General features: G+C 71.6%; 11 protein-coding genes. 4 read left to right on the top strand and 7 right to left on the bottom strand.

Translation table 11 applies throughout. The features are described 5' to 3' along the window. The 3 genes from ACFY10_RS30230 to ACFY10_RS30220 are packed head-to-tail and all read right to left on the bottom strand — an operon-like array spanning position 1 to position 1,660. Positions 1-663: a DUF5063 domain-containing protein gene (locus ACFY10_RS30230; RefSeq protein WP_390668365.1), complete on the bottom strand. Its 663-nt coding sequence runs from the start codon at positions 661-663 to the stop codon at positions 1-3. Next, on the bottom strand, positions 656-1,255 hold the full coding sequence (recR, locus tag ACFY10_RS30225; RefSeq protein WP_390668364.1) for a recombination mediator RecR: 600 nt from the start codon (positions 1,253-1,255) through the stop codon (positions 656-658). The genes ACFY10_RS30230 and recR overlap by 8 nt, the downstream gene beginning before the upstream one ends. 60 nt (positions 1,256-1,315) lie before the next feature. Then, a complete protein-coding gene (locus ACFY10_RS30220) occupies positions 1,316-1,660 on the bottom strand; it encodes a YbaB/EbfC family nucleoid-associated protein (RefSeq protein WP_030942250.1) in 345 nt (114 codons plus the stop codon). 281 nt (positions 1,661-1,941) lie between these two features. Between ACFY10_RS30220 and ACFY10_RS30215 the strand changes: the two genes are divergently transcribed. After that, positions 1,942-2,691, top strand: coding sequence for an SLATT domain-containing protein (locus tag ACFY10_RS30215; protein ID WP_390668363.1), 750 nt, complete (start codon positions 1,942-1,944; stop codon positions 2,689-2,691). 18 nt (positions 2,692-2,709) lie between these two features. On the opposite strand, the gene ACFY10_RS30210 is transcribed toward ACFY10_RS30215, so the two are convergent. From ACFY10_RS30210 to ACFY10_RS30195, 4 genes are all read right to left on the bottom strand, one after another. Further along, positions 2,710-4,113 carry a M20/M25/M40 family metallo-hydrolase gene (locus ACFY10_RS30210; RefSeq protein ID WP_390668362.1) on the bottom strand — a complete coding sequence of 468 codons (1,404 nt, stop codon included), beginning with the start codon at positions 4,111-4,113 and terminating at the stop codon, positions 2,710-2,712. Positions 4,114-4,205: 92 nt separating this feature from the next. Then, positions 4,206-6,134, bottom strand: a complete 1,929-nt coding sequence (locus tag ACFY10_RS30205; protein ID WP_390668361.1) for a serine/threonine-protein kinase — start codon at positions 6,132-6,134, stop codon at positions 4,206-4,208. A gap of 88 nt (positions 6,135-6,222) precedes the next feature. After that, positions 6,223-6,681, bottom strand: a complete 459-nt coding sequence (locus tag ACFY10_RS30200) for a MarR family winged helix-turn-helix transcriptional regulator (protein ID WP_390668360.1) — start codon at positions 6,679-6,681, stop codon at positions 6,223-6,225. After that, positions 6,678-7,289, bottom strand: coding sequence for a type 1 glutamine amidotransferase family protein (locus ACFY10_RS30195; protein ID WP_390668359.1), 612 nt, complete (start codon positions 7,287-7,289; stop codon positions 6,678-6,680). Before ACFY10_RS30195 ends, ACFY10_RS30200 begins: the two co-directional genes overlap by 4 nt. Before the next feature lie 146 nt (positions 7,290-7,435). Between ACFY10_RS30195 and ACFY10_RS30190 the strand changes: the two genes are divergently transcribed. The 3 genes from ACFY10_RS30190 to ACFY10_RS30180 all read left to right on the top strand — a co-directional run bounded on the left by ACFY10_RS30190 (position 7,436) and on the right by ACFY10_RS30180 (position 12,069). Continuing rightward, positions 7,436-8,791 carry an aspartate aminotransferase family protein gene (locus tag ACFY10_RS30190; protein WP_390668358.1) on the top strand — a complete coding sequence of 452 codons (1,356 nt, stop codon included), beginning with the start codon at positions 7,436-7,438 and terminating at the stop codon, positions 8,789-8,791. Between the two features lie 138 nt (positions 8,792-8,929). After that, positions 8,930-9,631, top strand: a complete 702-nt coding sequence (locus ACFY10_RS30185; protein ID WP_390668357.1) for a GntR family transcriptional regulator — start codon at positions 8,930-8,932, stop codon at positions 9,629-9,631. Beyond that, positions 9,628-12,069, top strand: a complete 2,442-nt coding sequence (locus ACFY10_RS30180; RefSeq protein WP_390668356.1) for a dolichyl-phosphate beta-glucosyltransferase — start codon at positions 9,628-9,630, stop codon at positions 12,067-12,069. The genes ACFY10_RS30185 and ACFY10_RS30180 overlap by 4 nt, the downstream gene beginning before the upstream one ends. Positions 12,070-12,115: the final 46 nt, after the last annotated feature.

Raw genomic sequence — 12,115 nt, 5'->3', positions numbered from 1 at the left:
CTACTTGCCGGGGCGCATCCCCAGCGGCTCCCCGATCTCCTCCGCCATGACCTTGCCGGCCTCGAACTCGAGGGTCTCGTCCCCCATGGCGGTCTGGTCCGTGTCCAGCCCGTCCAGTTCCTCCAGCGGCTGGTTCAACCGCACATGCGCGACCACCGACTGGAGCGCGCGCAGGGTCGCCGACGCCGTGGAGCCCCAGTTGGAGAAGTAGGAGAACTGCCACCACCACAGGGCCTCCGTGGTGCGGCCCGAGCGGTAGTGGGCCATGCCGTGGCGGAGGTCGGTGATGACATCGGTCAGGTCGTCGGAGATACGGGCCGGGACCGGGGCCTTGCGCGGCTCGTAGGGGTCGAAGACCTCGGAGTAGACGTCGATCGGGTCCAGCAGGCGGGCCAGGTTCTCGCGGAGTTCGTCCACGTCGGCGTCCGGGCCCGTGTCGGGCTCGTAGCGCTCGTCGGGGACGATGTCCTCGTGCGCGCCGAGGCGGCCGCCGGCCAGCAGGAGCTGGGAGACCTCCAGGAGGAGGAAGGGGACGGCCGAGTCGGGCTCGTCGCCCTTCGCCACCTCTGTGACGGCCACCAGGAAGCTCTCTACCTGGTCCGCGATCTGGACCGCGAAGTCGTCCGGGTCCTGCGTCGTGGCATGCAGCGTGGCGTCAGACATCTAGGAGTCGTCTCCCCTCGAAGGCGCGGCCGAGGGTGACCTCGTCCGCGTATTCCAGGTCTCCGCCCACCGGGAGGCCGCTGGCCAGGCGGGTGACCTTGAGGCCCATGGGCTTGATCATGCGGGCGAGGTACGTCGCTGTGGCCTCGCCCTCCAGGTTCGGGTCCGTGGCCAGGATCAGTTCCGTGACCGTCCCGTCGGCCAACCGCGCGAGAAGTTCTCGTATACGCAGGTCGTCGGGGCCCACTCCCTCGATGGGGCTGATCGCGCCCCCGAGCACGTGGTAACGGCCGCGGAACTCGCGGGTGCGCTCGATCGCGACCACGTCCTTCGGCTCCTCCACCACGCAGATGACGGAGCGGTCGCGGCGGCTGTCGCGGCAGATGTTGCACAGCTCTTCCTGTGCGACATTGCCGCAGGTCGCGCAGAAGCGGACCTTCGCCTTGACCTCCATCAGCGCCTGCGCGAGCCGCCGTACGTCCGTCGGTTCCGCCTGCAGGATGTGGAAGGCGATCCGCTGGGCGCTCTTGGGACCGACGCCGGGCAGCCGGCCCAGCTCGTCGATCAGGTCCTGCACCACGCCTTCGTACACGGACTGCCGTCCTTCCCGGGGTTCCTTACAAGTACGTACGGTAGTTGGCGGACGCCCCTCTTAGAAAGGCAGGCCGGGGATACCGCTGCCGCCGCCCAGGCCCTGGGCCAGCGGGCCCAGCTTCTGCTGCTGGAGGTTCTGGGCGTTCTCGTTCGCCGCCTGGACCGCCGCGACGATCAGGTCCGCGAGGGTCTCGGTGTCCTCGGGGTCCACCGCCTTGGGGTCGATCTTCAGCGCGCGCAGCTCGCCGGATCCGGTGACGGTGGCCTTCACCAGGCCGCCCCCCGCCTGCCCGTCGACCTCCGTCTGTGCCAGCTCCTCCTGCGCCCGCTGCAGGTCCTGCTGCATCTTCTGGGCCTGCTGGAGCAGCTGCTGCATATTCGGCTGGCCACCACCGGGAATCACGATCAGCTCCTGGTTTCGTACGGCTGTATGGGCGAGGTTTTCCCGCCTGGCACGAGCCTACGTGGTCCAGGCAGCCATCGCCCCAGCACTCTTTCGAGTGAGGTGTTGCCGAGTCCTATACCTGATCAAGACCCACTTCCGGGCGGAATAGAGGTGAATCCAGGGGCTCCGCCACCCATTGGGCGGTAGGAAGGGTCGGGCACATCAGGATCAGGTGTCACGCAACGTGTTCGGTCGTGGTCAGCCTCGTGATCAGCGCCGTGATCAGTAGGGAGTGCCGTGTGGGTCAGCCGGAGATGCAGCCCGAGGGACCGGCTCAGGACGGGCGGGGCGAGGGGGCGGCCGGGCTGCGGCCGGGCGATCTGATCGGGCGGTCGTTCCCGCTCGGGGACTGGGGCGAGCCGGCCGAGCGGCTGCACGAGCTGTACCTCTGGGTGGAGCGCGGGGCGCTTCAGACGGCGGCCTGGTACCTCGCGGACCGGGTGTGGAAGCGGCGGGGTGCGCGGGCGCTGCGCACGGGGGCCGCGCTGGGGGCCGCCGCCGGGGCCGCGCTGCCGCTGCTGGATCTGACCGGGGTGGCCGCCGGGATGGCCGCGTGGGGGTATCTCGCGCTGCTGTTCGCGGTGGCGTGCGTGGCCGTGGACCGGTTCTTCGGTGTGACGTCGGGCTGGATAAGGGATGTGGCGACCGCGCAGGCCGTGCAGCGGCGGCTGCAGGTGCTGCAGTTCGACTGGGCCTCGGAGAGTGTGCGCGAGGTGCTGGGCCCCGCGGAGGGGACGGCGAGCGAGGCCGCCGAGCGGTGCCTGGCGGTGCTGCGGCGGTTCTCGGAGGACGTGACCGAGCTGGTGCGCACGGAGACCGCGGACTGGATGGTGGAGTTCCGGACCGGATCCGCGCCGTTGGGGATCCAGTCCGCGGCGGCCGGGGCCGGGCGGCACGAGCAGGGCAGTGTGCCGGGGCGCTTCCCACTGCCTCCGGGGGCGGGCTCGCGGCCGAACATGCCGCGGCAGCGGCCGCCCGAGCCGCGGTGACCGCATGGGAGCGGGCGTCTAGGACTGCGGGGCCGGGAACGCCACCGGGCTCCTGTTCCCCGCCCGGCCCACGGCCCGAACGCCGAAGAACACGTTGTCCTTCGACAGGTCCACCTCGTACGTCGTGACGTCCCCGGCGGGGATCACGTGCGTCCACTCCGGTGCCGTCGTCTCGCGCCAGACGATCTCGTAGCCCGCCAGGTCGGGTTCCGTGCCCCGCGTCCACACCAGCTGGGTGGAGTTGGTCAGGGCGGAGGTCACGATCTTCGCTCCGCGTGGTGTGCCCGGTGCCTGGGCGAGGGTCCACAGGGCGGCCGCGTTGACCCGCGCGACCCGCTCGACGAAGTCGAAGTCGCAGAACTCGGGCAGGTCGCCGTACTGCTTGCCCGTCTCGTCGACGCGTACGTCCTGGTGCTGGTGGGCGAAGTCCTCGGCCGGTTCGGTGAAGCGGGCGGCCGGGTAGCCGCGCTCGAGGAAGGGGATGTGGTCGCCGCCGCGGAGGTAGCGATCGCGGCGGTAGACGACGCGGATGTGCATGCCGGTGGCGTCGTTGTCGGCCACGTCCCGCACGAATCGGGCGAGTTGGCGGGCCGGGGAGTCGTTCTCGCCGCCGACCGACTTGCGGATCGCCGCCTGTTCCGGGGTCTCCGAGGAGGGGACGCCCTCCGCGAACAGGCGGATCGTGTACGGGTCCTTCGTGCCGTCGTCCGCCGTGGAACTGCCGACGATGTCGTTGGTGAACATCCCCTGCACATCGGTGCCGGCCGCCTTCAACTGCTGTGCCAGATACGTCGATCCGTACAGCCCCTGCTCCTCCCCCGCCACCGCCGCGAACACGATCGTGGCAGCCGGACGGCGTTTCGCCATCACCCGCGCCAGCTCCAGTACGACGGCCACCCCGGACGCGTCGTCGTCCGCGCCCGGCGCGTCGGAGGTGGCGTTCATGACGTCGGTGACCCGGGAGTCGTAGTGCCCGGAGACGACGTACACGCGCTCCGGTGTCACCGATCCACGCAGGGTCGCGAGCACGTTCGTGATCTTCGTGGCGGTGGGGATGCGGGACGCGGGTTCCTGGACGTACGACTGGAGTTCGGCCGTCATCCGGCCGCCGGAGGCGGCGGCGCAGGAGCGCAGCTCGGCGAGGAGCCAGTCGCGGGCGGCGCCGATGCCGCGGTCCGGGTCGTCCTGGGCGGAGAGGGTGTGACGGGTGCCGAAGGAGACGAGCTTGCGGATGGTCGCTTCGATGCGGGCGGAGTCCAACTCGCGCAGCAGCGCGCGGAGTTCGCGGTTCGGGGGCTGTGCGGTGACGGGCGGGCGGCGGCCCGGCGTGGCCGCCTCGGCCGGGCTCGGCGCCGCCCCGAGTGCCGCCGCACTCGCCGCCGTCGCGGTCAGGACCGTTCTCCTGGTGGGGCTGGGACGCATGTGTCCTCCCGGGGCTGCCGATGCCGACGCTCCGCCCATCGTCATGGACACGCCACTACGGCACAAGGGTGCCCGTCAGCCCCTCACCCGCGTCACTGCCTGGTGTACTTCAGCTTCTCGCCGTTGCTGGTGTTCTCGCGCTGCAGGCTGCCGTCCGGCAGCAGGCTGATCTCGGTGGCGTCGCCCGGCTTGCAGTAGCCGGAGTCGCCGGACGTCACGCTGGACGGGCCGATCTCCAGGGGGCCGGCGCTGCCCGGTGCCGCGGTCAGATCGGCCTGGAACACGCAGTGGTAGGTGCCGTTGCTCGTGGGGCCGTCGGCGACGAGGGACATGACCGTGTCGCCCACCTTGCCCTGCTGGATGGTGAGTTCGCGGGTGTTCTCGCCGTCGGCGTTGGTGATGGTGGTCGTCCAGGTGCCCAGGTAGCCGGCCGGGATCGCGCCGTTCGAGGGCGCGGAGGTGGTGGGCTGCGCGCTCGTCGTGGCCGTCGGGCTCGGCTCGGTCTTCGAGGGTGCGGCGGCGGTCGGCGCCGGGCTCGGCTTGTTGTCGGCCTTGTCGCCGCCGCCGTTCATGAGGGCGTAGACCGAGCCGCCGGCGCCGAGCGCGACGATCAGGGCGACGGCGATCAGTGCCGCGGTGGAACGGCCGCTCCTTCGGGGCGGTTCCTGCGGGGCGGGCGGGACCGGGCCGGTGTAGGGCGGGCCGTAGGGCGGGGTGGAGCCGAGGCCTCCGTAGGCGCCGGGTTGCTGGGGGTAGCCGTACCCGCCGGGCTGCTGGGGCGGGTAGCCGTAGGCGGGCTGCTGCTGGGGGTGCTGCTGCGGATAGCCGTAGGCCGGGGGTGTCTGCGCATGGGCGGGCGGGGGTGTCGGTGCGCCCTGGCCCGCGACCATCGTGGGGAGGTGGTTCAGCGGGGCGCCGCTGCCCGGCTGCCCGGGCGGGGGCGGTCCGGCGGGCGGGCCCGGTTCCGGTGCGGAGTCGTCGGCGGCGGGGGCGTGCTCGGGGGAGGCCTCGGGGGCCGTCTTCTGCAGCGAGGGCCCGCCGGGGCCCTGGTCCCTTTGGGGTGCCGTCCCCTCCTCCGGGTCCTCCGCGTCCAGCAACTGCACGGCATGACGGCCGAGTTGGGCGACGAGTGCGCTGGGCAGCCAGGGGTCGCGGGAGCGCCCGCCGAGCACGGTGTCCTCGGCGCCCGTGCGCTCCAGCACCTGGTCCAGCGTCGGCCGCGCGGCCGGGTCCTTCTTCAGGCAGTCCCGTACGAGGTCGGCGATGCCCTCGGGCACCCCCTCCAGGTCGGGTTCCTCCTGGGCGATGCGGAACATCAGGGCGTGCACACCGCTGTTGGCGCTGCCGAAGGGGAGCTGGCCGGTGGCCGCGTACGCCAGCACGGAGCCCAGGCAGAAGACGTCGCAGGCGGGGGTGATGCGGTCGCCGCGCACCTGCTCGGGGGCCATGAAGCCGGGCGATCCGACGAGCGCGCCGGTCCGTGTCAGCCCGCCGTCCGTCACGGTCTCCAGCGCCCGCGCGATGCCGAAGTCGATGACGCGCGGTCCGTCGATGGTCACCAGCACGTTGGACGGCTTGAGGTCGCGGTGGATGATCCCGGCGGCGTGGATGTCCTGCAGTGCGTGGGCGAGACCGGCCGCGAGGATGCGGACCGAGCGCTCGGGCAGCGCCCCGTGGTCGTGCCCGACGACCTGCTGCAGGCTGGGCCCGGCGACGTACCCGGTGGCGACCCACGGCACCGCGGCCTCGGTGTCGGCGTCGAGAACGGGCGCCGTCCAGTGCCCGCCGACCTGCCGCGCGGCCTGCACCTCCTGCCGGAACCGCGCCCGGAACTCCTCCTGCGCGGCCAGTTCCTCGCGCACCAGTTTCACGGCGACGGTACGGCCGCGGTCGGAGCGGGCGAGGTAGACGAACCCCATCCCTCCGGCGCCGAGCCGCGCCAGCAGCCGATACGCCCCGATCCTCCCCCAGCCTCCGGCCGGGGGGACCCCCATCGGATCCCCAGCCCCGAGCTTCTCCATCGCAGGCCTCCCCCGAAATCCCCCGCCACGCCCTTGTTCAACATCCCAACGATAGTGCGGGCGTACGGGGAGGCGAGCGGACCGGTGTCTACGGTTCCGTAACAGGCGGCCCCAGCTGGTCCAGCACCTTGGACAGCCGTTCCAGCACGTGCACGGCCTCCGCGAGCCCGTCCTCCCCGAAGGCCTCCGCGAGGCGGTCGGCGAAGGCGGCGTGCCCGGGGTTGATGCGCCGGATCGCCGCGCGGCCCTCCTCGGTCGGGGCGAGGAGCTTGGCGCGGCGGTGGGCGGGATTGGGCCGGTACTCGGCGAGCCCGCGCTCGACAAGAAGGTCCGCGATCCGCTGCACGCTCTGCCGCGTGATGCCCATCGCCCGGGCGATCCCGGCGACCGACAACGGCTCCCCGAGCACCGCGCCGAGCACCTGCCACCAGGCGGCGGTGAGCCCGGCAGGCTTCGCCAACTCCTCTGCGACGGCCAGGAATTGACCGTTGAGCCGAAAGACCCCGAGGGCGCTGCGGCTGAGCAGCTCCTGACGCTCTCTGCTCACTGCGCCGCGGCCTTCTGCAGCACGGCGTAGGCCTCCGCGTCCGAGTCGTGGTACAGCCGGTACCAGGCGTCGAGCACCTCGCCCTCGTACACCCCGAGCAGCCGGAACACCTCCCGGCCGAAGGCGACGGGCTCGGTGGGCCCGGCGGTGATCAGGTCCCCGTCGGTGACGGCATCGGCGTCGACGTACCGCTCGCCGCCCTTGTACCCGGTCGCGGCCAAATAGAAGGAGACGGCACCGGTGTGGTCCCGCTCGTCGAGCAGGCCCTCGCGGGCGAGCCCGGCGGTGGCGCCGCAGATGGCGGCGACAGGGACGCCGGCATCAAGGAAGGCGCGGGCCTTGCGGGCGAAGGGCGCGAGGTCGTCCCCGGCGTCCCAGAGGTCGGCGCCCGGGAGGATCAGGAGGGAGCTGTCCTCGGGGCGTACGTCGTCCAGGGCCAGGTCGGGCAGGACGCGGAGGCCTCCGATGGACCGCACCGGCTCGCGGGTCGGCCCCACGGTGCGGATCTCGTACCCGGCGCGGGCGAGATACGCGGTCGTATGCCCCGTCTCCCAGTCGGCGAGGCTGTCGTACACGGCCAGATGGACGGGCTTGCGGCTGCTGTTCATGGCTCCTCCATCCAAGGATGACAGGATGCTGTCTTTTCGACAGCGTACTGTCATCTTGCCCTGTCGACAACCTGTCGTGGAAACCCCCACATCACAGACAGGAAGCCGATACCGAGCGGGCACCGCGGACACCTACGCTCGCCGCCATGACCCCTCAGCCAAACCCCGAGGCCGGCGCCGCCGTGAAGGCCGCGGACCGTGCTCATGTGTTCCACTCCTGGTCCGCGCAGGAGCTCATCGACCCGCTCGCCGTCGCCGGTGCGGAGGGGTCGTACTTCTGGGACTACGACGGCAGGCGGTACCTGGACTTCACCAGCGGGCTCGTCTACACCAACATCGGCTACCAGCACCCGAAGGTCGTCGCCGCGATACAGGAGCAGGCCGCAACCCTCTCCACGTTCGCGCCCGCCTTCGCGATCGAGGCCCGTTCGGAGGCGGCCCGGCTGATCGCCGAGCGGACGCCGGGCGACCTGGACAAGATCTTCTTCACCAACGGTGGCGCGGACGCCGTGGAGCACGCCGTGCGGATGGCCCGGCTGCACACCGGGCGGGCCAAGGTGCTGTCCGCCTACCGCTCGTACCACGGCGGCACCCAGCAGGCGATCAACCTCACCGGGGATCCGCGCCGTTGGGCCTCCGACAGCGCTGCCGCCGGTGTCGTGCACTTCTGGGCGCCGTATCTCTACCGCTCCCGCTTCTACGCCGAGACCGAGGAGCAGGAGTGCGCGCGGGCGCTGGAGCACCTCGAGACGACGATCGCCTTCGAGGGGCCGGCCACCGTCGCCGCGATCATCCTGGAGACCATTCCGGGCACCGCCGGGATCATGGTGCCGCCGCCCGGCTACCTCGCCGGTGTACGTGAGATCTGCGACAAGTACGGGATCGTCTTCGTCCTCGACGAGGTCATGGCCGGGTTCGGGCGGACCGGTGAGTGGTTCGCCGCCGATCTCTTCGATGTCGTACCCGACCTCATGACCTTCGCCAAGGGCGTGAACAGCGGATATGTGCCGCTCGGCGGTGTCGCCATCTCCGGCGCGATCGCCGAGACGTTCGGGAAGCGGGCGTACCCGGGCGGGCTCACGTACTCCGGACACCCGCTGGCCTGCGCCGCCGCCGTCGCGACGATCAACGTCATGGCGGAGGAGGGCGTCGTCGAGAACGCCGGGCACCTGGGTGCGAGCGTCGTCGGGCCCGCGCTGCGCGAGCTGGCCGAGCGGCACCCGAGCGTCGGCGAGGTGCGCGGTGTCGGCATGTTCTGGGCGCTGGACCTGGTGAAGAACAAGGAGACGCGCGAGCCGCTGGTGCCGTACAACGCGGCCGGCGAGGCGAACGCCGCGATGCTCGCCTTCGGCGCGGCCGCGAAGAAGCACGGCATCTGGCCCTTCATCAACATGAACCGCACCCATGTCGTGCCGCCGTGCAACGTGAGCGAGGCCGAGTTGAAGGAGGGATTCGCGGCGCTGGACGCGGCGCTCTCCGTGGCGGACGAGTACACGGAGTAGCGGCTCGCGACCGCTGAGAAACCGCATCGAAGGGCCACAGCTACGCGGGTAAACAGCGGGAGGTCGAACGCGTAAGGTGGCGTGCTCGTAGATAGGTATGTGCACGCCACCCGAACGCGACGAGGAGACGCCCGACCCATGCCCGGCAGCAGCGGCAACGGCTCCGTGACCCGCAGCACCCTGCGGCAGCAGATCGCCGACGCGCTTCGCGACGAGGTTCTCGCGGGGCGGCTCCAGCCGGGTCAGGAGTTCACGGTGAAGGAGATCGCCGAGCAGTACGGGGTCTCCGCGACGCCCGTGCGCGAGGCGCTCGTCGACCTGTCCGCGCAGGGGCTCCTCGACGCCGACCAGCACCGCGGCTTCCACGTCCACGAGTACTCGGTCGCCGACTTCCGCGGCATCGTCGAGGCCCGCAGCCTGGTCACCGACGGCATGTTCATCGCCCTGGACAACGACCAGAACCGTTTCCCGCCGCACGACGAGCCCCGTGCCGTCGCCGCCCTCGCCGGGGTCCGGCGGCGCGGCGAGGAGGCGCAGCGGGCCTCGCTGGCCGGCGACCTCACCGTGCTGATCGGCTACGACCTGCGCTTCTGGCACGAGCTCGGCACCCTCTTCGGCAACCCCTACCTGGCCGACTTCCTGCACCGGCTGCGCGTCCAGTCCTGGGTGTGCGCGGTGCAGCATCTGCGCCGGCTGCCCGATCTGCGCGGCGCCCTGTGGTCCGGCCACACGGACCTGGTCGACGCCCTGGCCAAGCGCGACACCAGGACGGCGCGGGCGATCGTCGGCGCGTACAACGAGCACGCGCTGGCCCTCATCGAGCGGCTGGCGGACGAATGAGCAAGCGGGCCAGGAGCACACCTGCCTGGGCCGTGGACCTTTCCGTCGTCATCCCCGCCTTCAACGAGGAGCAGCGCCTCGGCCCCACCCTCGACGCCGTCACCCGCTATCTGGGCGAGAACGAGGGCCGCTGGGGCGAGTGGGAGGTCGTCGTCGCCGACGACGGGTCGACGGACACCACCCGTGATGTCGTCACGGAGCGCCGGGACGCCCGTATCCAGCTCGTCACCAGCCCCCGCAACCGCGGGAAGGGCAACGCCCTGCGCCTGGGCGTCGCCGCCTCCCGCGGGCGGCGCGTGCTGGTCACGGACGCCGATCTCGCGGCCCCGATAGAGGAGCTGGAGCTGCTCGACAAGGCGCTCGGCGAGGGGAACGCGGCGGCGATCGGCTCCCGTTCCGTGCCCGGCGCGACGATCGGGGACCGTCAGCATCCGCTGCGCGAACTGCTGGGCCGCGCCGGGAACTTACTCATACGCCGCACGACCGTGCCCGGCATCCGGGACACCCAGTGCGGCTTCAAGCTCTTCGAGGGCGAGCGGGCCCGCGAGGCCTTCGCCGCCTCCCGGATCAACGGCTGGGGAATCGACGTCGAGGTCCTGCGTCACTTCCACCGCGCCGACTGGCAGGTCGCCGAGGTCCCCATCCGCTGGTCCCACCAGTCCGGCTCGAAACTGCGCCACCTCGACTACGTCCGTGTCCTCGCCGAACTGACCCGACTGCGCTTGCGCTCCCTGCGGCCCGCCGACGTCCTGGTCGTCGCCCTCTTCCTCCTCATGTCGATGGCCCTGTACTCGGGCCGCCTGTTCGACCCGGACCACCGCTACCTGCCCGACTCCCTCCAGGACCAGAACCAGTGGGAGTGGTTCTTCGCGGTCACGGCCGACAACCTCGCCCACCTCCGCAACCCCCTCTTCTCCGATCTGCAGGGCTTCCCCGACGGCGTGAACCTCATGGCCAACACGGTCATGCTCGGCCTCACCGTCCCCTTCGCACCGCTCACCCTCCTGGCGGGCCCGGCGGTCTCCCTCAGCGTCGTGATGACGCTGGGCCTCGCCGCCACCGCGGCCGCCTGGTACTGGCTGATCGTGAAACGCGTCGTACGGCGGCGACCTGCGGCCTTCGTCGGCGCGGCGCTGGCGGCGTTCGCGCCGCCCATGGTCAGCCATGCCAATGCGCACCCCAACTTCGTGGTGCTGTTCATGATCCCGCTGATCATCGACCGGGCCTTGCGCCTGTGCGCGGGCACCCGGGTGGTCCGGGACGGGGTGGTCCTGGGCCTGATGGCCGCGTACCAGGTCTTCCTCGGCGAAGAACCCCTGCTGCTCGCGGCGATCGGCCTCGTGCTGTTCGCGGGCGCCTACGGCGTCGTACGCAGGGATGTGGCGAAGGAAGCCCGGCGGCCGCTGCTGCGTGGCCTGGCGATCGCTGCCGCGGTCTGTCTTCCGCTCGTCGCGTATGCGCTGACCTGGCAGTTCGCCGGTCCGCAGAGCTACAGCCGGATGCCGCACGCTGCCAACTCGGGCAACAGCCCCCTCGCCCTGCTCTCCTTCGCCGAACGCTCCCTGATCGCGGGCAACGCCCAGCGCGCGAACGCCCTCTCGCCCAACCCCACCGAGCAGAACGCCTTCTACGGCTGGCCGCTGGCCGCCCTCGCCTTCGCGATCGTCGTACGGCTGTGGGAGCACGCCCTGGTCAAGGCGCTGGCGGTCACGGCGGTCGGCGCGGCGCTGCTCTCGCTCGGCCCGAAGTTCCGCATCCCGATGACGGACAAGGTCTACCCGGGCCCCTGGGCGTTCCTCGCCAAGCTCCCGCTGTTCGAGTCGGTGATCGAGGGCCGGGTCGCGATGATCTGCGCCCCGGCGCTCGGCATGCTGCTCGCCCTGGCCCTGGACCGGCTGGCGGCGACCCGCAACCTGGGCACGCAGTACCTCGGCCTGCTCGGCGTCTGCCTGGCCCTGCTCCCGCTGGTCCCGGCCCCGCTGAAGACGGTCGAACGCCCCGCGACGCCCGCCTTCTTCACCGACGGGGCGTGGCAGCCGTACGTCCGCAAGGGCGAGTCGCTCGTCACGGTGCCGCTGCCCGGCGCCGGCGACGCGGAGGCCCTGCACTGGCAGCAGCGGGCCGGCCTCGGCTTCAAGCTCCCCGGCGGCTACTTCAACGGCCCCTACGGCGCCGACCGCATCGGCATCTACGGCGCCTCCCCCCGCTACACCTCCGACCTGCTGAGTGACGTCCGCGACACCGGCGTCGTCCCGAAGCTCGACCGGAACTGGCAGGCACAGGCGCGGCGCGACTTCGCGTACTGGAAGGCAGGAGCGCTGGTCGTGGCCCCCGGCCTGCACGACGAGGCCTTGCGCGGGGCCGTTACCGAACTGGTGGGCCGGCCCGGTAAGTGGGTGGACGGGGTGTGGGTATGGGACCTGCACGATGGGAGCTGACCTGGTGCCGCACCGATTACGCTGCCTTGACCGCATTGCCGTGTGA

Source organism: Streptomyces sp. NPDC001401, assembly GCF_042895385.1.
Classification (GTDB): domain Bacteria; phylum Actinomycetota; class Actinomycetes; order Streptomycetales; family Streptomycetaceae; genus Streptomyces.
Note: the sequence above shows the minus strand (reverse complement) of the source record. Positions and strands in the feature narration are given on the sequence as shown.